This window comes from Streptomyces sp. B15 (assembly GCF_018070605.1).
In the GTDB taxonomy this organism is placed as follows: Bacteria; Actinomycetota; Actinomycetes; order Streptomycetales; family Streptomycetaceae; genus Streptomyces; species Streptomyces smyrnaeus.
Genome location: NZ_JAGPXJ010000087.1, coordinates 1 through 19,087 on the forward strand (window position 1 = coordinate 1; position 19,087 = coordinate 19,087).

Here is a 19,087-nt window from a genome sequence, read left to right on the forward strand (position 1 = left end):
TCGGTGCCATGGCACCGGCGCGTGCGGCGGGGCCGCCTCGTCGCACTGCAGGCGGCCGTGGGCTGCGCCGCCGCCGGAGGCGCCCTCGGCGGCGCGGGCGGGGGCGTACTGGCCGGCGCGGGCGTTCTCCTCACAGGACTCACGCTGCTGCGCGTACGGGGCCGGACGGCCGGCGGACATCTGGTGCGGTGGCTGCGCCGCGGCACCTTCGACGCTTCAGCTGCTCCCGCTCCCCGGTACCGGGCCAGATCCGGGCCGGCCGAGGCCGCCCGGGCGGACGGCACGCCGCACGACCGGGGCCCGGAGCACCTCGGCCTCGCCGGGTTCCTCTTTCCCGCCCTGGAGGTCACCTCGGTTCCCGACCGCAACGGGCCGCCGGTGGGCGTCGCGTGCGACGGGCGTGGTTTCGCCGCCGTACTGCGGCTTCCCGACGGCGTGTACCCCGGCCTGCCCGCGGGCCTGCTGGCCACCTGGCTACGGAACGACCCGGTGCGCCCTGCCGCCGTGCAACTGCTGGTGGAGCAGCACGGCCTGCCGTCCTGGGACCTCCGACAGCGCTTCGAGCCGGCCATGGCCTATCGCCAACTCCCCGCGCGGCGGCACCTGGTGGCGGTGCGTGCCTGGCTCGTCCTGCGGTACGAGCCCTGGGAAGCGCCCGAGGCCGCCGAACACAGGGGCGGCGGGGCCGTGGGCGCACGCGCCGCGACCGTCGCCGCCACCGCGCGGCTGCGGGCCCGGCTGGCACGGGCGGGCGCGCCGGCCGAGCCCTTGGACGCCGCCGCGGTACAGGCGCTGCTGAGGGAGGTGGGCGATCCGGAGGGGAGCGGGCAGGTGACGCCGGAGTGCTGGGCGGGAGCGTCCATGACGCACTGCACGGCCGTCGCCGACGTCCGCTCGGCCGACGACTGGTCAGGACTCCTCACCGCGGTCGCCGAGTCCCAGCCCGAGCGTGCTGTGGTCGCGGCGACCGTGGCTCCCGGTGACTCCAGTGCCTGCGGAGACGGTGACGAGCCGGTGGTCGAGGTGCGCACCGCGGTGCGGCTGGTCAGCCCCCTCGCCCAGCGGGCCGCCCTGGCCCGCGACCTGCTGGTGCGCGAGGCCGGCGCAGCCGGCCTGTTGCCGGGCGGCCAGGAGGACGGCCTGGTGGCTACCTTGCCGCTGGGCGTTCCCGGACGGTCGCTGGTGGAGACGACCGGCTTCTCGGTCGGGATGGGAGAACGGTGAACACGCCCCCGCACACGACAAGGCCCGCGCCCCGCCCGTCCCGGGGCGGGCCCCGGTCCCTCGAACCCGGGCTCGCCGCCTTGCCCGCCGCCCGCTGGCACACCGGACCCGCAGGCGAAGGCGCCGAGGGAGCCTCCGGGTTCCCGCTGTACGACGCACTCGCCGGCATCCATCTGGGCACCGACCGCTCGGGGCGCTCCGTCACCCTGCGGGCTGTGGGAGTGCGGATCGGGGTGCTGGGCGAATCCCTCTTCGGCCGGCTCCTGGCCTGTCGGCTGCTGGCGGTGGGTGCGCACGTCACAGCCGCCACCCGCACTCCCGCCCTGTGGGCGACGCTGCGTGACGCGGCCGGGGACCGGCTGGCGCTGGAGGACGATCCCGGCTCCTGGCCCTCCCGCGCTCCGCGACCGCCGGGCGTGGACCACGGCCCGCAGGCGCTGATCTGCGATGTGCGGCGTGCACCGCCGCTGCCGGCCAGGGAGGGAGCGGGCCGTTGGTGCACCACCGTGCATGTGCGCCGTCAGGCGCCCCGGCACGGCGGCTTCTGGCACGACCTGGACGCCCTGCTCGCGCTGGGCGCCTCCTTCGCCGAGGCGGTGCTGCCGGTGGCGGGGGAGTACGCGGCTCAGGTGACGGCGTCGCTGGAGCCGACCGAGATCGCGCTGTTCCGTGCGGGCGCCGCCGAGATCCTGCGTCCGGACATCGCCCCCACCGAGACGGCCCTGCTGACGCCGGGGTGAGGTGGCCGTGCCGCGCTGTCGGCCCGCGCCCGGGAGGTGCTGAGGGCGTCGAGTTCGAACTCGTACGGGGTCCACTGCAGCAGCAGGTTCACCTCGGCAAGGCTGTCCAGGAGCCTGCCCGTCTCCCGCACGGAGGCGCCCGACACGGCGGCGGCGGCCCGGGGACCGACCACCCTTTCCGGACGGGCGCCTCCGTGCGGGAGACGGGCAGCCGCCGCGCCTCGGGGGGAAGTGTGCGGTAGGTCCACGACACGAGCGCGGACGGATCGGCCGCGGCCCCGGGCGCGCACAGCACCCCCGCCGGACCATCCCCGTCGTACAACGCGTCGGCCACCTCGGCGAGGAGCGCCCGGGGATAGCGGTTCACCCGCTCCGCGATGTTCCGCAGGAGCAGCGGCAGTCGGGCGCCACGGACCAGGAGCCGCGCGGTGGCTTCCGGTTCGGCCGTACAGCGGTGGTGCCCGATCAACTCGCCGAGGAGGGCGGCGGCATCCGCGGCCGTGAGCCGGTCCACCGGCAGGCGGTGGGCGCCCTCCTTGGCCACCAGCCCGCGCAGCTGGTTGCGGCTGGTGACCACGACCGTGTGGTCTCCGCCCGGCAGCAGCGGGCGCACCTGTTCGGCGTCGCGGGCGTTGTCCAGCAGTACGAGGACCCGCTTGCCGGACAGGACACTGCGCAGCAGCGCACCACGGGCGTCGGCTCCCTCCGGCAGCGGACCCTCGTGCACCCCGGACAGCAGCGTGGCGAGTGCCGTGGATGGAGACAGCGGCGCGTCGGGCGCGTATCCCCTCAGGTCGACATGGAGCTGGCCGTCCGGGAACGACTCGCGTACCCGGTGTGCCCAGCGCACGGCCAGTGCGGTCTTGCCCACACCGGCCTCGCCGACCAGTGCCACGAGACCGGCGGGCGACCGCCCCGCGGCGGGTGCGCAGACCATGTCGAGGGCTGCGAGATGGTGTGAGCGGCCGGTGAAGTGTGCGACCTCGGGCGGAAGTTGCCGAGGCACCCTTCGGCCCGGCCCTGCCGCGGAAGGTCCGGGCCGAAGGGCGGCGGCGTCCCCGGCGAGCAACCGCTGGTGCAGCTCGCGCAGTTCCGCGCTGGGCTCCACGCCGAGGGCGTCCGCCACCGCCCGCCGGCACTGCTCGTAGCACACGAGGGCCTCCGCCCGCCGGCCCGTGTGGTGCAGCGCCCGCATCAGCTGCGCCCAGAAGCGCTCCCGCAGCGGGTCCTCGCTCACCAGGCGCCGCAGCTCCGTGATCACCTCTGCGTGGGCGCCCCGCCGCATGTCGAGGCGGATCCGGCGGTGCAGAGCCTGTGCGTACTCCTCCGCCAGCGTCGGTACGACCTCCCGGTGCAGGGAGGCGCTGTCGACGTCACCCAGCGCGGGACCGCGCCACAGTGCCAGGGCCTGCCGCAGCAGCCGTGCCTCCTGCTCGGGGTCCGCGGTGGCGGCGGCCCGCCCGGTGAGGTCCCGGAAGCGGTACAGGTCCACATCCGCGTCGGCGATGGCGAGCCGGTAGCCGCCGCCCTCGAACGGGACGACAGGCGTACGGGCCGCCGGGTCCAGCAGCCGCCGCAGCCGTTTGACGTGGTTGCGGATGGTCACCTGGGCGCTGGCCGGAGGCCGTTCGTCCCACAGCCGGTCAGCGATCACGCCGGTCGGTACCGAGCTGCCGGGGCGCAGCGCCAAAGTGGCGAGCAGCGTACGTTGCCTCCCTCTCGGCAGGGCTACGGGCTCCCCGTCCCGGTCCAGTTCCAGTGGCCCCAGCACCCGTACGTGAAACCGATGCACCCCGACCCTCGCTCTCTGTCCGTCTGTTCGCTCCGGTCGGCAGTGCCGTCCCGACCGGCTCGGTGACCAGCCTGAGCCGTGATCGGCGACAGCGGAACGCGGCGGCCCCAACCTGGAGCAGAATGGGAAACCAGCGCTGTGACCAGCGGTGATGTGGCCCGGGATGACACTGCCGTGGGACGCTGGGTCGGTCGCGTGAGCACGGTGGGAGACACTGGGGCCGGCCGGACCCGGGAGGGAGGCGCCCGGTGTGACGGCCGCGCTCGGGGAGGGGAGAAGACGATGGGACGCTGGCGTCCACTGCCTCAGGACGTGCGGCCGGAAGTGCGTCGGCTCGTGGAGCGGCTGAGGTTGCTCAAGGACCGCAGCGGCCTGAGCTATACCGCCCTCGCGGCCAAGACCCCCTACAGCGCGTCCAGCTGGCAGCGCTACCTCAGCGCGGTGACCCTACCCCCGTGGGAGGCGGTCGAAGCACTCGCGAAGCTCTCGGGGACCGAACGCCGCCTGCTGGTCCGGCTGAGTGTGCAGTGGGAGTCGGCGAACGAGGCGTGGGAGGAGGCGAACCGCCGGCGTGCGCGCACCAAGCCGGTGCCGACGGCCCCGGCCGCCCCGGCCGCTCCCGGTGTCGCGGCGACTTCCGCCGGTACCGCCGCTACCGGCGTGTCCGGTGGAGCGGGGCCGAACACCGCAGCCGTGCCGGGGTGGCGGGCCCCGGGCGGCCCCGGCGCCCGGTCCGTCGCCGTCCGAGCGGCCCGATGGTCGGTCGCGCTCGCCTCCCTTGTGCTGCTGGCGTGCGTACCTGACGCGTCGGGCAGAGGCATCGGACGGCCTGCCTGGCCCTTTCCGCTCCCGTCCGAGGCCGCCGGCCCCGCGGCCGACGAGGTGCGTCCCCGTTGCCGGGGAGAGGCGTGCGAAGGGCGTGACCCGGTACGGGCGGGCTGCCAGGCGGACGGGCGGGTGGTGGGCCGCTACGACATCAGGAACCACCGCATCGAGGTCTACCGGAGCATCCGGTGCGCGGCGGTGTGGGGCGCGGTGACGCCCGCGAACGATGTGAAGGGCATCTCGCTGAGCGCCCCCGGCGCCGGACAGCTGTGGGAGGACTCCCAGGACGGACGTACGGCGATGGCGCCGGCGCCCGAGAACCTCGGCTCGAACGTGCAGGTGTGCGCCGTCATCGCGGACAGGCACTCCTGCGTGGACGCCGGGAAGCGTGCCTGGACGGATTGACCGGGCGATGGGCGGGCCCGGCGAGGTGCCGGACGGACCGAGGGAACGCCCGGCCGGCCGAAGGGCACGGGCTCAACGGGTGGCGCTGTCGCACACCCGCAGGGTGGGCCTGTCCCGCCGCAGCGGCTTGTAGGTGCCCGAGTCCTCGACCAGATACCTTCCGTCGCGGGCCAGCTTGAAGGGCACCTCGTGCCGCTCGCCCTTGAAGACGACCATTCCACCGCGCCGGGAAAGCCGCTCGGTCGCCCGCCCGAAGGACTGCGGACCGACGATGCCGTCGGCGGGCAGCGCATGGTTGCTCTGCCAGGCGCGCGTCGCCCGGCGGGTGCGCTTCGAGTAGTGGCAGTCGATCCGGGAACGGTCGAGATATCCGTCCGCCCACAGGACCGTCTGCCACATCGCCGCCAAGTCGCTGCGGACAGGCAGGTTCTCGCCCAGAAGGCCCTCGTCGTCCCAGTCGTCGGTGACCGTGCCGCCACCCCGCACATAAAGGTGACCCCCCGCCACCGACGGAGACGCCGAGTCGGCCTTCCGGGTGGGCGAGGCGTCGCTGCTGTCGGCGGAACAGCCCGTTCCGGTGAGCGCTACCAAGAGGGTGAGGAGGCGAACCATGCGTCGAGACATGGGAACATCCTCTCCCCACCCGGTGACCGTTGTCCGCCACGCCGGGACAGGGAACCAGGACGTATGCACAATTGCCAGTGCATCGGGGCCGAGACGGTCAGCGCCGGGACGATCCGAAGGAGGGGCCGCACGCCGATGAGTGGGTGGAAGGCACTACCCGACGCACTCGAACTGGATGTGCGGCGCTTCGTCGAGGAGCTGCGCCGTACCAAGGACTCGGCAGGCCTCACGCTCGCCCAGCTCGCCGAAGCCACCGCCTACAGCAAGTCCTCCTGGGAGCGCTGCCTCAACGGCAGCCGGCTCCCGCCCTCGCGGGCCGTGGAGGCCCTCGCGGCCCGGGCGGGTACGGACCCCGAGCAGCTGCTGGCCCGCTGGGAGCTCGCGGAGGCCGCGTGGAGCGACCGGGGCGGAACCGGGCGCGAGGACAGCGCAGCCGGGGCGGGAGAGACCGAAGCGGCGGGGCAGACGGGGGTCTCGGACCGGCCGGTGACGGCCCCCGGCAGCACGGCCCCCGGAAGCACGCCGCCCGGGCGTGGGCGCCGGCCGACGGGCAGGGCCGTCGCCGTGGCGCTGGGAGCCGTCCTCACCGTCGCGGGCGCCCTCGCCGCCTTCGCCTTCGCCGGTGGGGCGACGTCGCAGGAGAACGGCAGCCGCGAGGGGGCCGACGCCTCGAAACTTCCCGTCGAGGATGTGCGGGTCAGCTGCCACGGGGACTCCTGCAACGGGAAGGACCCCGTCGACAAGGGCTGCGGCGGGGACGCCTGGACATCGGCCAGCGAACGGGTGGGGAAGTCCTACGTCGAGCTGCGCTACAGCAGCGCATGCCGTGCCGCCTGGGCGCGCATCAAGTCCGCGACACCCGGTGACCGTATCGAACTGGTGCGGAAGGACGAGCGCCGGTACGACGAGGTCGTGCCGGACGACCCCAATCTCGCGGCCTTCACCTTCATGCTGGGCGCTCCGACCCCGCAGCAGGTCAGGGCGTGCTGGGAGCTGAAGTCGGGCGATGAGGGGTGCACCGACTTCGGCGGAACCGAGGAACTCCCGGCCGCTTCGCCCGTGCCGTCGTGACCTGCCCGCCGGGCCGGGCGGTCCCGGACGGACGGGCGTCGGGGACCGCCCAGCGGCTCGGCGGCGCCCTGTTCCTGGCGGTGCCTTGCGGTCAGGCCTGGCGGGCGTAGGACGCGAGACGGTCGGCGAACGCGGTGACGAGGTCGCGCAGTTCGTCGGGGCGCTCGATGACGAACGGCCGGTCGAGCGAGGCGAGTACCGCAGGCAGCCAGTCGAGCCGTGCCACCCGTAGCTCGGCACGCAGCCAGCGCTCGGCCGCCCGGTCCCCGCCTGCCGCCGGCTCGTGCTCCTCCAGCCTCGCGACACCTGCGGGAAGATGGGCCCGGATCTGCTCGACTGTCCCGTGGATCCGCAAGGTCACCTCATGCTGGTACTCAGCAGTGGCGAACCCCGACAGCACGCGCTGTACCGGGTCGGGGCCGCCGGACACGTCGAAAGAGCCCGGCATCGTCCGCGCGTCCGCGATGCGGTCGAGCCGGAAGGTGCGGTCCTCGTCGAGCCGGGCGTCCTGGCCCGTGACGTACCACCGGCCCGCATGGGCGACGATCCCGTACGCGTGCAGCGTGCGCTCGCTGCGCCGTCCGTCGCGGTCGGTGTAGCGGATCGAGACCGGGCGGCGGTGGGTCACGGCATCGGCGAGGGTGAGCAGGACGCCGGCGTCCGGGGCCTCGAACTCGCCGGGCTGTTCCGTGAAGGCGAGGGCTTCCAGGAGTGTGTCGAGCCGACGGGTGAGATGCCGCGGCAGCACTCGCCGGATCTTCGCCGACGCCGTCTCGTTCGCGGTGTGCTGCGTCGTCGCCAACCCTGCTCGGCGGCCGGCGATCAGGCCGAGCAGCACGGCCAGTGCCTCGTCGTCGTTGAGCATCAGCGGAGGCAATCGGTATCCGGGAGCGAGCCGGTACCCGCCGTAGCGGCCGCGCACCGATTCGACGGGCACGTCCAGGTCGATCAGATGGTCCACATACCGCCGCACGGTGCGCCCTTCGACGCCGAGCCGGTCGGCGAGTTCGGCCACCGTCCGGGTGCCGCCCGACTGCAGCAGTTCCAGGAGCGTCAGCACGCGGCCGGTGGGTCGAGGCATATGCACAACGTAACGCGAATAGTGGACCGATTCTGTCCACTATCTCTCCTAACCTGCGACGTGCATCGCCTCCGGTACAACCAAGGAGATTTCCATGGACTTCGTCTCGATCCGCATCATCACCGACGACGCGGCACGCCTCGTCGAGTTCTACGAGCGTGCCACAGGGGTGCAGGCGATATGGGCCACCGAGGACTTCGCCGAACTCAAGACCGCGGGCGCCACCCTCGCGATCGCGAACAGCCGCACCGTCCCGCTGTTCGCCCCTGGCTCTGCCCGCCCGGCGGACAACCACAGCGTGATCACCGAGTTCCTCGTCGAGGACGTGGACCGCGTGCACCGGAACCTGACCGGCTTCGTCACCGACTTCGTCAAGGAGCCCACCACCATGCCCTGGGGCAACCGGTCCCTGCTGTTCCGGGACCCCGACGGCAACCTCGTGAACTTCTTCACCCCTGTCACCCCGGCGGCCGTCGAACGGTTGTCACGGTGACGCGCGCAAATCCACTCACGGTGTCCTCGTCCTGGACGACGGCGTCATCACGGCCGCGGACACCCATCGGAACGCTGCTGGCCACCGACGAGGAGTACTGCCTGGCCGTGGCCCGGTGACCGCACCCCGGTTCCGGTGACGCGCCGCACTGCCCGCAGCCGCCCTCCCGGCCCTGCGCAACGCCTCCCGGTTCCTGGTCGGGCCCGGAGCCGAACCCGGTTTCCGCGCGGTCCGGCCGAGAAGAGCCGCTCATGGGTGAACCGTCCGCCGCGTGCATCCGTGGGTGCGTGCATCGACGCTACTGACCCGAGAGGCGTGTTCTGTGCGTGTGAGACCGCTGAGACCGTTCCGATCATTCCGACCCCTCCTGCTGGCTCTTCTGCTGGTCGTCGCCGGTGTGTCGGCGATGACCTCGGCACAGCTGCGAGGGCCGTCCGACGACCGTGAGGAGCACGTCACCGGGGCCGCTGCCGCCGGTGACGCCGAGCACACCGTCACCCTGCGGAACAAGACGGACAACCGCATCTGGGTGGGGGCGACCGTCAACGCCGACGGCTCTGAGCCGCTGACCGGACTGCCGGTGCTGGACCCGGGGCAGTCCGCCACGGTCACCGTCCCCGAGCGTTCGGACGCCGGGCACTGGCGCGGCAAGTTCTTCGCCCGCCAGGGCTGCGGCGGGCAGGAGGGCAGCACGTTCCACTGTGCCGTGGGCGACTGCGGGCCGTACGCCGACCGCTGCAGCACCGGGGAACAGCCCGTCAGTCTGGCCGAGTTCAATTTCGACCCGGCCGATTCGGCGGCGCCCTGGTACAACGTCAGCTATGTCAACGCCGTCTCGTCGTCGATCACCATCACCCCTGACGGTGTGGCCCCGCCCGAGAACGGCGGGGAGTGCGCCTCGGTGGGCTGCCCCACCGATCTGCTGGCCCACTGCCCGGCCGAGAACCTGACCAAGGACCAGGCCACGGGCAAGCGGCTGGTGTGCGTCAACCCGAACCGGGACGCGAAGACCGCCTACAGCGAGGCGCTCACCAAGCAGTGCCCCACGGCGTACGCCTGGTCCAAGCACGACACCGAGGAAGGCAATCAGGTCGTGCGCCAGTGCAGCACGTGCAAGGGCCTGACCGTCACCTTCCACGGCTCCGGCGCTTCCGGGAAGCCCGGACCGCCCCCCGGGCCGAAGCCCGGCCACGGCGATCCCGGCTCCGGCGATGACCACGCACTCGGGCACCGCAAGGGCGTGGCGCTCAACCCGCTCGACGGCGCCGACCGGGCGCTGAACGACTCCGGCGCCTCCTGGTACCACAACTGGACCTCCACCAGCGGCGGGCTGACCAAGCCGGAGGGCGTCGAGTACGTTCCGACGATCTGGGGTCCCGGCTCGGTCACCGACGCCGAGCTGAGCAAGGCCGCGCAAGAGGGCAAGAGGCTCTTGACCTTCAACGAGCCCGATCTGCCCCAGCAGGCCGACATGACGCCCGAGCAGGCCCTGGACCTGTGGCCCCGGCTGCAGAAGACCGGCCTGAGCCTGGGGGCCCCGGCGGTCGCCACCGACGCCGACAAGCCGGGCGGCTGGCTCGACCGGTTCATGAAGGGGGCCGAGAAGCGCAATCTGCGCGTCGACTTCATCCCGGTGCACTGGTACGGCTCCGACTTCGGCCCCGCCGCCACCGACCAGCTGGCCGACTATCTGCAGCGCGTCCACGACAGATACAAGAAACCGGTCTGGCTGACCGAGTACGCCCTCATCGATTTCACCAAGGACAAGCCCCGCTACCCGAGCGAGCAGCAGCAGACCGCTTTCATCAACTCCTCGACGAAGATGCTGGAGAGCCTGGACTTCGTGAAGCGTTACGCGTGGTTCGCGCTCTCGACCGGGACCAGCCCGACCGGCCTCTACGACGGTGCCGCCGCCAACCCGAGCGGGAAGACCTACCGCGACGTCGGCTGACCACCCCGTCGGTCCATGGACCCGGGCCCGGGCCCCCCCCCGCCCCGCCCCGGCGCGGGGGGCGGGCCCCGGGCCCGGCTCTCCGGGAGCGCTTCTCAGCGGCCCGGTCGATCCCCTGCCCACACCGTGGGGGTCCGGGCCGACCACGGGCTCGCCTGTTCAAGCTGTCCGGCGAGGCGGAACAGGCGGCCTTCGAGCCCGTGTCCGGCAGCGAACTGCATACCGATCGGGAGCCTCGTCCCGGGGTCGGCCGTCACGGGCACCGACATGGCGGGCGTGCCCGCCATGTTGAACGCCATGGTGAACGGTGAGCGGTCGTTGAGGCGGCCGATCCAGCCGAGGCCGTCCAGCGCCTCGGCGCCCTCGGCATAGCTGCCCAGGGGCATGGGGAGCTCCGGCAGGGTCGGGGTGAGCAGGATGTCGTGCGCGGCGAAGTACCGTGCCAGGCTTCGAGCGACCCGGTTGCGGACCGCGAGCGCGTCGACGAACCGGGCGCCTTCGACCCGCTGTCCGTACCGGTAGCCGGCCAGGGTCGCCGGTTCGAGGGTCGAGGAGTCGACGGGGCGGTCGAAGGCGGCGGCCAGCTCGTCGACCGAGGAGGTGAGATGCGCCGTCATCACCCGGGCGGTGGCCTCGACGAACTCCTCCCAGCCGACTGAGAGGCCGACTTCGACCTGCTCCACCTGGTGACCGAGGGATTCGAGCAGACGCACGGTGCGGGAGAGCGCGTCGGCGACCGGCGGGGTGGTGCGGCGGCCGCCCCATGAGTGCGCGAGGACACCGATCCGCAGCGAGCCCGGGTGGCGGGTGACTTCCTCCGCGTACGGCCGGGACGGCTGCTGGGCGAAGTAGGGGTCACCCGGTTCCGGGCCGCGGATCCGGTCGAGCAGTGCCGCGCTGTCGCGTACCGTGCGGCTGACGCTGCCGTGCACGGCCAGGCCGCTGAAGACCTCGTCGGCATCGGGGCCCATGGACACCCGGCCACGGGTGGGCTTCAGCCCGAAGAGGCCGTTGTAGGCGGCGGGGATGCGAAGCGAGCCGGCGGCGTCGGTGGCGTGTGCGAGCGGGACCACCCCGGCGGCGACAGCAGCGCCCGCGCCGCCGCTGGATCCGCCCGCGCTCCGCGCCAGGTCCCAGGGGTTGCGGGTCGGGCCGTGGAGCACCGGTTCCGTCGTGATGCTGTAGGCCATCTCCGGTGTCGAGGTGCGCCCGAACGTCACCAGGCCGGCGCGGCGGAAGCGCTGCATCAGGGCGGAGTCGGCTCCGGCGACGTTGCCGGCCGCGAGCCGGCTGCCCAGCTCCGTCCGCCTCCCGGCCATGGTGACTGCGATGTCCTTGATCAGGAAGGGGACCCCGGCCAGTGGTGTGCTGCCGGGTTCCGGCTCGTCGTCGGCCGGCCAGGTCTCCACGACGGCGTTGATCCGCGGATCGACCGCGTGCGCGGCCTCGCGTGCCGCTGCTTCCAGTTCGGCGGGGGTCACCTCGCCCTTGGCCACCAACTCCGCGAGCCCGACCGCGTCGAAGCCCACGTACTCGGACACTCTCACTGGCACTCCCCATGGAAAGAACGATACCAACTAGTACCAGATGATACCTAGCGGTATCAAAAGGAACGGGCTGGTACCGTAGCAGGGGGTTGAGGGAAGCCCACAGCCGACCGGACGTCACGGAGCAGTCATGACATCGACCGCCAGAAGGCCGAGCAGGGTGGCGAAGTTGCCGCCTCGCGAGCGCATCCTCGACGCGGCGGAAGAGCTCTTCCAAAGTGAGGGGATCCGGCGGGTGGGCGTCCAGACGATCGCCGAGCGGGCCGAGACCACCAAAATGGCGATCTACCGGCACTTCGAAACCAAGGACGAGCTGGTCGCGGAGTGGCTGCGGATCGTCGCCGCCGACTACCAGGCGGCCTTCGACCGGGTCGAGGCCGAACACCCCGGCCGGCCCAGGGAGCAGATCCTGGGCCTGGCCCGCTTCATCGCCGACGGACTGCCGGCGCTCTCGCACCGTGGCTGCCCGTTCATCAACTCCCTCGCCGAGCTGCCCGACCGCTCCCATCCCGCACGGCAAGTGATCGAGCAGCACAAGGCCCGCCAGACCCGCAGACTGATCGGGATGTGCACCGAGGCCGGGCTGCCCGACCCCGAGCAGGCCGCGGCCGAGATCACCTTCGTACTCGAAGGCGCGCAGGTCAGCACGCAGAACGGCAGTATCGACCAGGCGGGGGATCGGCTGATGAGAATCGTCGAGGGAATCGTCGATCAGCGCCGCTCCCCGCTCGGCGCCGCCCGGGCGGCCGACGGCTGACGGCCCGGGCGGGTGCCCCGTCCGCTCAGGCGGAGACGGGCTCCAGGCCGGTCCCGTCGAAGGGCGGATAGCTCTCCGCACCCGTGCGCTCGGCCGCCTCGATGTAGTCGGTGAGCGCGTCGCGGGATCGGGCGAGCGCGTTCATCTGGTCGTTCAGCCGCCGCAGCCGTGACCGCATCGCGGCCAGCAACTCGGGACACCCGATCAGCTCCGGGACCTCTCCGGAGGCGCAGGGCAGCAGATAGGCGATGTCCTCGGAGGACAGTCCGGCGCCGAGCAGGTGCCGGATCTGCTTCACCCGCAGCACGGCGTTCTCGTCGTACTCGCGGTAGCCGTTCGCGCCGCGGTCCGCTTCCAGCAGGCCCTGGGCCTCGTAGTAGCGCAACTGGTGGGCGTTGACGCCCGTCCGACGGCTCAGTTCCCCGATAAGCATCGAATACCTCACTTGACCTTCAGACCGGTGTCAACGTTGACGATGCTGCCATGAACAACAAACCCGACACACCCGTGACAGTCGTCGGACTCGGACTGATGGGGAAGGCACTGGCCGGCGCGTTCCTCAAGGCCGGGCACCCCACGACCGTGTGGAACCGTACGGCCTCCAAGGCCCGCCAGTTGGTGGCCGAGGGCGCACGGTCGGCGCCCACGCTCGACGACGCGCTCGCGGCAGGCCCACTGACGATCATCTGCCTCACCGACTACCAGGCCGTGCACCAGCTGCTCGACGGCAGCGACATTCAGCTGGACGGCAGAACGTTGATCAACCTGACCTCGGGCGACTCGGCCCAGGCCCGGGAGACCGCCGACTGGGCCCGGCAGCGAGGCGCCCGCTATCTGGACGGCGCGATCATGGCCGTCCCGCAGGCGATCGGGACCGCCGAGGCGGTGATTCTGCACAGCGGGCCGCAGTCGGACTTCGAGGCGCACAAGTCGACGCTCGACGCACTCGGCACCGTCACCTATCTCGGTGCGGACCACGGGCTGGCCTCCCTGTACGACGTGGCCGGTCTGGCCATGATGTGGAGCGTCCTGAACGCCTGGCTCCAGGGAACCGCCATGCTGCGGACGGTCGGCGTGGACGCCGCGACGTATGCGCCGTTCGCCCGGCAGATCGCTACCGGTGTGGCCCAATGGCTGCCCGGGTATGCCGAGCAGATCGACAGCGGCTCCTTCCCGGCCGAGGTGTCGGCTCTGGAGACCGACGCGCGGGCGATGGCCCATCTGATCGAGGAGAGCGAGGCGCTGGGCGTCAACGCCGAACTGCCGAGACTGATCAGGAAGATGGCCGACCGTTCGATCGCCGCCGGGCACGGCGGGGAGCAGTATCCGGTGCTCATCGAGGAATTCGGCAGACCCGCCGCCGACTGACCGGTCCCGCACGCGGGGGCCGACGTTCCGGTTCCTGGTCCGAAACCGTCAGTCCGGAGGTACGCCCGGGGTGCGCCGCGGCACGCCGGGTCCACTCCGGGCCGACTCCGACCACTTCGCCTACGCGTAACACCCGCACCGCTGGGCCAAACCCCACCGCGGCCCGATCCCGGCCGGCCGAGTGCCCTTCGCAAGCAACTGCGGTGCCCGGAGCGCCGGTTGCCGCCGCGCTGCGCGGCTCCTTGATTCGGCATTGACGAGACGGCACGTATCGTCTAATCTCTGGTTCGTCGGCCGGCAATCGGCTGCTGCGCCTCTGTCTCTGCTGCTGCTGTTTCTGCTGGCCGCGCGCTCCGTCCCCCACCCGTAAAGGACTGCTTTTGCGCACTGCTGATACCGCCACCACCGTGACGGCCGTCGCGCCCGCCGGGTCCCAGCTCGCCCTGGTCGAGGTGACCAAGCGCTATGGCGACCGCGTTGTACTGGACCGCGTCTCCTTCACCGTCCGGCCGGGCGAGAAGGTCGGAATCGTCGGGGACAACGGCTCGGGGAAGTCCACTCTGCTGCGGCTGCTCGCCCGGCAGGAACCGGTCGACAACGGCAGTCTGACCGTCACGGCACCGGGCGGGATCGGCCACCTCGGCCAGACCCTCGGTCTGCCCGGCACGGCGCGGGTGGGCGACGCCGTGGACCACGTACTGGGCGAACTGCGCGCCTTGGAGGGCCGTATCCGGTCCGCCGAGGCCGCGCTGGGCACGGCCGGACCGGCTGAGTTCGACCACTACGCCGATCTGCTGGCCGAGTTCGAGGCGCGGGGCGGGCACGGAGCGGACCGCCGGGTCGAGGCGAATCTGCGTCGGCTCGGCGAGGGTGCTCCGCTGGACCGGGGGCGTCCGCTGGGCACCCTCTCCGGTGGGCAGCGATCCCGGCTCGCGCTCGCCGCGACGCTGGCCGCCACCCCCGAACTGCTGCTGCTCGACGAGCCGACCAACGATCTCGACGACGGCGCCGTGGCCTGGCTGGAGGAGCAGCTGCGCTGCCATCGGGGCACCGTGGTCGTGGCCACGCACGACCGCGCGTTCCTGGAGGGCGTCACCTCGACGATTCTGGAAGTGGACCAGGACCGGCGCACGGTACACCGCTACGGCAGCGGATACGCCGGCTTTCTCGCCGCCAAGGCGGCGGCTCGCGCCCGCTGGGCGCGGGAGTACGAGGAGTGGCGCAACGAGGTGGCCCGGCAACAGCGCCTCGCCGACTCCAACATCGGGCTGCTGTCCGAGATACCCCGCAAGGGGCCGTGGGCGTTCAGCGGCGCCGGGGCCTTCCGGGCGCGTTCGCGGGCACACGGTGCGCAAAGCCGCATCCGCAACGCGCGCGAGCGGTTGCAGCGGCTCACCGAGGACCCCGTGCCGCCGCCCCCGCGGCCGCTGCGGTTCACGGGCCGCGTCGAGGGCTCGTCGACTGGCGAGGGGACGGCAACAGCGGCGCATCTGACGGACGTCCTGGTCGAGGGGCGGTTGTCCGTACCGGAACTGGAGCTCGCCGCAGGCGACCGACTGCTCGTCACCGGGCCGAACGGCGCCGGCAAAACCACCCTTCTCCAGGTGCTGGCAGGGGAATTGGCGCCGGACAGCGGTACCGTGCGCCGAGCACCGAGGGTCGGTTTCCTCCGCCAGTCGAGCGCGCTCGTCGACGCCGTGCACGGTGACGACCGCACGCTGCTCGCGGCGTTCGCGGCCGACCGGGTGGGACACCCCGACGAGCACGCCGACGCGTTGCTCGCGCTCGGCCTGTTCCGCGCCGCCGATCTGACCGTCCGCGTACGGGAGCTGTCCGTCGGGCAGCGCCGCAAGCTGGAACTGGCCCGGCTCGTGACCGCCGGCCCGCTCGATCTCCTGCTGCTCGACGAGCCGACGAACCACTTGGCCCCCGCCCTGGTGGAGGAGGTCGAGGCGGCCTTGGCCTGCTACACCGGCGCGCTGGTCGTGGTCACGCACGACCGGCTGGTACGCCGACGCTTCCAGGGGGCCCATCTGGAACTGCCCTGGGGCACCGAAATGTGACGGCGGGGCCCGGCTGCCGGACGGAGTTGGCCAGTCCGCGCAATTTTCTCGCTCCAACTGCTTGTTTTGCTCAGGTTCCGGCGTGCATGATGCGGCAGTCGTTCATCGCGAGGCCGTCAGCTCTTGCACGGCAGCCGTTCTCGCACAGCAGTCGTCAGAGGGGATCGGCGTGGATCTTCAACTCTTGGCGGCGCTCGTCCTCGGGATCGCCACGATCGTCGTCATCGTGTTGCGGACGAGGCTCGACGCCTTCTTCGCCCTGCTTGTCGCGGCGCTGGTGACGGGATTCGTCGCCGGCGCCCCCGCCGCGAAGGTGATCGAATCGATCACCAAGGGCTTCGGGAACACCCTGGGCTCCATCGGTATCGTCATCGGCCTCGGCGTCGGCCTCGGCAAAATCCTGGAGGTCTCGGGAGCCGCCGACGCCCTCGCCCGGGCCTTCGTACGGCGCCTCGGCGCCGGCCGCGAGCCGTGGGCGATGGGCGGGACCGGCGCACTGGTGTCCATCCCGGTCTTCTGCGACTCCGGGTACGTCATCATGAACCCGCTCGCCCGGTCCATCGCCCGCCGCAAGCGCGCCGGGTATGTCACGCTCGCGCTCGCCCTCGGCTGCGGCATGACGCTCACCCACCACCTGGTCCCGCCGACGCCGGGTCCGCTGGGGGTCGCCGGGATCCTGGGCACCGACCTCGGCGGGCTGGTGCTGGCCGGGCTCGTCTTCGCGGTTCTGCTGCTGCCCGTTGTGGTGGCGTACGCGCGCTGGATCGGCCCCCGGCTGGAGGGCTCGCTGCTGCCGGAGGTACGGGAGGCCGTCTACGGGCGCGGAGCCGTCGACGGTACCGGGAGCGCTGCCGCCGATCGCCCGGCGACTGCCGCAGCCGCAACCGCCGACGGACCCCCGGACGACCCCGCAGTCGCAACCGCGGACGGGTCCCAGGACGATCCCGCCGCCGCGCTCGGGACCCCGCCGGCCGGTGCGAAGCCGCACCGGGTGGGTCCGCTGCGGGCGCTGCTCCCGCTGCTGGTCCCCCTCCTGCTGATCATCGCCAACACCGTGGCCACCGCCGTCGACCGGAATGCCCAGGGCACCCTCGACGGCGAGGGCTACGAGCCCTCGCCGGTCCCGGAAGCCCTCGCCTTCGTGGGCAACCCCGTGGTGGCCCTGCTGGTCGGCCTCGTCCTCGCCGTGTACGTGCTGCTGCCCCGCTGGACCACCCGCAGCCAGGTCGGCGGCTGGCTGTCGCAGGCCGCCGCGTCCGCCGGGCTCATCATCCTCATCACCGGGGCCGGCGGTGCGCTCGGTGAGGTGCTGCGCGCCACCGGGGTCGGCGACGAGATGGCCGAGACGATCGCCTCCTGGAGCCTGCCCGGAGTCCTCGTGCCGTTCCTGATAGCCAGCCTGGTGCGCCTCGCGCAGGGCTCCGGCACCGTCGCGATGATCACCGCCGCGTCCGTGTCGGCGCCGCTGGTCTCCGGGCTCGGCATCACTCCGCTGCTGGCAGCCCTCGGCTGTTGTGCCGGGTCGATGGTCTTCAGCTACTTCAACGACTCCTACTTCTGGGTCGTCACCCGCTTCACCGGCCTGGACGGCACGGCCGCACTGCGCGGCTGGTCCGGTATCACCACCGCCGTCTGGCTCGGCTCGCTGCCGCTGCTCCTGCTCGCGGGCGTGGTGCTGTGAACGCCCTCGACGCCGCGCGTGGCGAAGGAAGCGGCTCCGTGCACGGCGAAGGGACCGGCTCGCTGCGCGGCGCGGGGCCCGCCGTGCTGATCGTCGCCGACGATCTGACCGGCGCGAACGCGACCGCCGCAGGCTTCGCCCGTACGGGCATGCGGGCGGTGACCGTCGGAGCGCACCAGGGCCCACGGACCGCGGCCCGGTTCGGCAGCCGCTTCGACGCCGTCGTCGTCAGCACCGACAGCCGGCACTGCCCGCCGGAGGAGGCCGCCGAACGCGTCCGTACGGTCATCCGGCACGCGGGCGCCGCCGCGCTGGTCTCCCACCGCGTCGACTCCACACTGCGCGGCAACCTCGGGGCGTCCACGCAGGCCGCCCTGCGGGCCGTGGGCGAGCGGACCGGCCGCCGCGCCGTCGCGCTGTGCGCGCCCGCCCACCCGGAGGCGGGCCGGCACACCGTGCAGGGCACCCAACTGCTGGGGGGCGCACGGCTGGAGGACACCGAGGTGGCCCGGGACCCGCGCTCTCCGCTGCCCACCTCGCAGGTGGCGGACCTCCTGCACCGGCAGGCACCCGGCCTGCGCATCGCCCATCTGCCGCTGTCCGCCGTCACCGGCGCGGAGCCGGCCCTTCGGGCGCTGGTCGAAAAGCGGCTGGCGGACGGCGCGGACGTCCTGGTGGCCGATGCGCTGACCACGACCCATCTGGCCCGGATCGCGGACGCGGCCGTGCACGCCGCTCCGGTGGTGGCCGGGGAGACGGTCTGGGTGGGTGTCGACCCGGGGCCCTCCTCCCTGGCGCTGGCCGCCGCGATGGGGCTGACCGGCAGCACCTCCGGCGCCCCGGTCCTCGCCGTCTCCGGATCCACCACCCGCCTCACCCGCACTCAGCTGTCCCGGCTGTGCGCCGAGCACCCGGTCGTCGTGGTGCGCCCGCGCCTGCGGGAGAAGTCGACCGTCCCCGACGTCGACGCCACCGCCGAGGCCCTGGGCGCGGCACTCGCCACGGCCGACCGAGGGGACGTGGTGCTGCTCGCGACGGTGCTGGAGGAGGCGGACATCGCCACTGACTGCCGCTACGAGGACGCCGAACGGCTGCCCGGCGCACTGGCCCGTTCCGTGCGCCGGGCGCTCGAACGACCCGACGTGCGGGGGGTGGAGGGGCTCTTCGCCACCGGCGGTGACGTCTCCGCCGCGCTCTTCGCCGAGTTGGGGGCGCACGGCCTGGACGTCGAGGAGGAACTGGTACCGCTCGCGGTGGCCGGTACATTCGTCGGCGGGCCGTGGGCCAGGCTGCCGGTGGTGACCAAGGGCGGGCTCGTCGGCGACGCCGGTACGACCTCCGACTGCGTCACGTATCTGCGCCGGGCCGCCGTGGCGGCCCGGCGCCAGGTACCGGCCGCCGACGCCACGGACCCACGGCCCCCGCCGTGAGCCGAGCAGACCCACCGGAACACCGCACACACACC

16 protein-coding genes are annotated in these 19,087 nt (G+C 72.7%); 11 read left to right on the forward strand and 5 right to left on the reverse strand.

Annotated elements, in window-relative coordinates; genetic code table 11:
* Both KBY19_RS29020 and KBY19_RS29025 read left to right on the forward strand, forming a co-directional pair.
* On the forward strand, positions 1-1,224 hold a 1,224-nt coding region (locus tag KBY19_RS29020), incomplete at its 5' end, for a type VII secretion protein EccE (RefSeq protein ID WP_247691530.1).
* Complete coding sequence (locus KBY19_RS29025; RefSeq protein WP_307842271.1) at positions 1,221-1,964, forward strand: hypothetical protein; 744 nt, start codon at positions 1,221-1,223, stop codon at positions 1,962-1,964. The genes KBY19_RS29020 and KBY19_RS29025, both read left to right, overlap by 4 nt.
* Positions 1,965-2,052: 88 nt before the next feature.
* Here KBY19_RS29025 and KBY19_RS29030 read toward each other — a convergent pair whose 3' ends face one another.
* On the reverse strand, positions 2,053-3,756 hold the full coding sequence (locus tag KBY19_RS29030) for a BTAD domain-containing putative transcriptional regulator (RefSeq protein ID WP_210967027.1): 1,704 nt from the start codon (positions 3,754-3,756) through the stop codon (positions 2,053-2,055).
* A 282-nt stretch (positions 3,757-4,038) separates the two neighbouring features.
* Here KBY19_RS29030 and KBY19_RS29035 point away from each other — a divergent pair, with 282 nt between their 5' ends.
* Complete coding sequence (locus KBY19_RS29035) at positions 4,039-4,986, forward strand: helix-turn-helix transcriptional regulator (protein ID WP_099885139.1); 948 nt, start codon at positions 4,039-4,041, stop codon at positions 4,984-4,986.
* 72 nt (positions 4,987-5,058) lie between these two features.
* Here the strand turns inward: KBY19_RS29035 and KBY19_RS29040 are convergent, their stop codons facing one another.
* A complete protein-coding gene (locus KBY19_RS29040) occupies positions 5,059-5,610 on the reverse strand; it encodes a peptidoglycan-binding protein (RefSeq protein ID WP_099885140.1) in 552 nt (183 codons plus the stop codon).
* A 135-nt stretch (positions 5,611-5,745) separates the two neighbouring features.
* Here KBY19_RS29040 and KBY19_RS29045 point away from each other — a divergent pair, with 135 nt between their 5' ends.
* Entirely contained in the window at positions 5,746-6,681 is a 936-nt protein-coding gene (locus KBY19_RS29045; protein ID WP_210967028.1) for an XRE family transcriptional regulator, read from the forward strand.
* Between the two features lie 91 nt (positions 6,682-6,772).
* Here the strand turns inward: KBY19_RS29045 and KBY19_RS29050 are convergent, their stop codons facing one another.
* Entirely contained in the window at positions 6,773-7,762 is a 990-nt protein-coding gene (locus tag KBY19_RS29050; protein WP_210967029.1) for a YafY family protein, read from the reverse strand.
* A 94-nt stretch (positions 7,763-7,856) separates the two neighbouring features.
* Here KBY19_RS29050 and KBY19_RS29055 point away from each other — a divergent pair, with 94 nt between their 5' ends.
* Together KBY19_RS29055 and KBY19_RS29060 are read left to right on the forward strand one after the other, a co-directional pair.
* Positions 7,857-8,255 (forward strand): VOC family protein, encoded by a 399-nt coding sequence (locus tag KBY19_RS29055; RefSeq protein ID WP_099885142.1) that lies wholly within the window; start codon positions 7,857-7,859, stop codon positions 8,253-8,255.
* A 406-nt stretch (positions 8,256-8,661) separates the two neighbouring features.
* A complete protein-coding gene (locus KBY19_RS29060; RefSeq protein ID WP_210967030.1) occupies positions 8,662-10,206 on the forward strand; it encodes a glycosyl hydrolase in 1,545 nt (514 codons plus the stop codon).
* 95 nt (positions 10,207-10,301) lie between these two features.
* Here the strand turns inward: KBY19_RS29060 and KBY19_RS29065 are convergent, their stop codons facing one another.
* Positions 10,302-11,753, reverse strand: a complete 1,452-nt coding sequence (locus KBY19_RS29065) for an amidase (protein ID WP_210967031.1) — start codon at positions 11,751-11,753, stop codon at positions 10,302-10,304.
* A 130-nt stretch (positions 11,754-11,883) separates the two neighbouring features.
* Between KBY19_RS29065 and KBY19_RS29070 the strand changes: the two genes are divergently transcribed.
* On the forward strand, positions 11,884-12,510 hold the full coding sequence (locus KBY19_RS29070) for a TetR/AcrR family transcriptional regulator (RefSeq protein WP_099885145.1): 627 nt from the start codon (positions 11,884-11,886) through the stop codon (positions 12,508-12,510).
* Between the two features lie 25 nt (positions 12,511-12,535).
* On the opposite strand, the gene KBY19_RS29075 is transcribed toward KBY19_RS29070, so the two are convergent.
* Complete coding sequence (locus KBY19_RS29075; RefSeq protein ID WP_099885146.1) at positions 12,536-12,943, reverse strand: MerR family transcriptional regulator; 408 nt, start codon at positions 12,941-12,943, stop codon at positions 12,536-12,538.
* A gap of 50 nt (positions 12,944-12,993) precedes the next feature.
* Here KBY19_RS29075 and KBY19_RS29080 point away from each other — a divergent pair, with 50 nt between their 5' ends.
* The 4 genes from KBY19_RS29080 to KBY19_RS29095 all read left to right on the forward strand — a co-directional run bounded on the left by KBY19_RS29080 (position 12,994) and on the right by KBY19_RS29095 (position 19,052).
* The gene (locus KBY19_RS29080) at positions 12,994-13,878 is read left to right on the forward strand and encodes an NAD(P)-dependent oxidoreductase (protein ID WP_210967032.1); all 885 of its coding nucleotides are present in this window, start codon (positions 12,994-12,996) and stop codon (positions 13,876-13,878) included.
* A gap of 380 nt (positions 13,879-14,258) precedes the next feature.
* Entirely contained in the window at positions 14,259-15,941 is a 1,683-nt protein-coding gene (locus KBY19_RS29085) for an ABC-F family ATP-binding cassette domain-containing protein (RefSeq protein WP_247691531.1), read from the forward strand.
* Positions 15,942-16,110: 169 nt separating this feature from the next.
* Complete coding sequence (locus KBY19_RS29090) at positions 16,111-17,622, forward strand: GntP family permease (RefSeq protein ID WP_180289802.1); 1,512 nt, start codon at positions 16,111-16,113, stop codon at positions 17,620-17,622.
* A 38-nt stretch (positions 17,623-17,660) separates the two neighbouring features.
* On the forward strand, positions 17,661-19,052 hold the full coding sequence (locus tag KBY19_RS29095) for a four-carbon acid sugar kinase family protein (protein WP_307843653.1): 1,392 nt from the start codon (positions 17,661-17,663) through the stop codon (positions 19,050-19,052).
* Positions 19,053-19,087: the final 35 nt, after the last annotated feature.

Excerpts from the sequence above, each read along its gene's own strand:
- KBY19_RS29035 (WP_099885139.1), top strand. The coding sequence starts at position 4,039 with ATGGGACGCTGGCGTCCACTGCCTCAGGACGTGCGGCCGGAAGTGCGT.
- KBY19_RS29040 (WP_099885140.1), bottom strand. The coding sequence starts at position 5,610 with ATGTCTCGACGCATGGTTCGCCTCCTCACCCTCTTGGTAGCGCTCACC.
- KBY19_RS29045 (WP_210967028.1), top strand. The coding sequence starts at position 5,746 with ATGAGTGGGTGGAAGGCACTACCCGACGCACTCGAACTGGATGTGCGG.
- KBY19_RS29050 (WP_210967029.1), bottom strand. The coding sequence starts at position 7,762 with ATGCCTCGACCCACCGGCCGCGTGCTGACGCTCCTGGAACTGCTGCAG.
- KBY19_RS29055 (WP_099885142.1), top strand. The coding sequence starts at position 7,857 with ATGGACTTCGTCTCGATCCGCATCATCACCGACGACGCGGCACGCCTC.
- KBY19_RS29060 (WP_210967030.1), top strand. The coding sequence starts at position 8,662 with ATGACCTCGGCACAGCTGCGAGGGCCGTCCGACGACCGTGAGGAGCAC.
- KBY19_RS29070 (WP_099885145.1), top strand. The coding sequence starts at position 11,884 with ATGACATCGACCGCCAGAAGGCCGAGCAGGGTGGCGAAGTTGCCGCCT.
- KBY19_RS29075 (WP_099885146.1), bottom strand. The coding sequence starts at position 12,943 with ATGCTTATCGGGGAACTGAGCCGTCGGACGGGCGTCAACGCCCACCAG.
- KBY19_RS29080 (WP_210967032.1), top strand. The coding sequence starts at position 12,994 with ATGAACAACAAACCCGACACACCCGTGACAGTCGTCGGACTCGGACTG.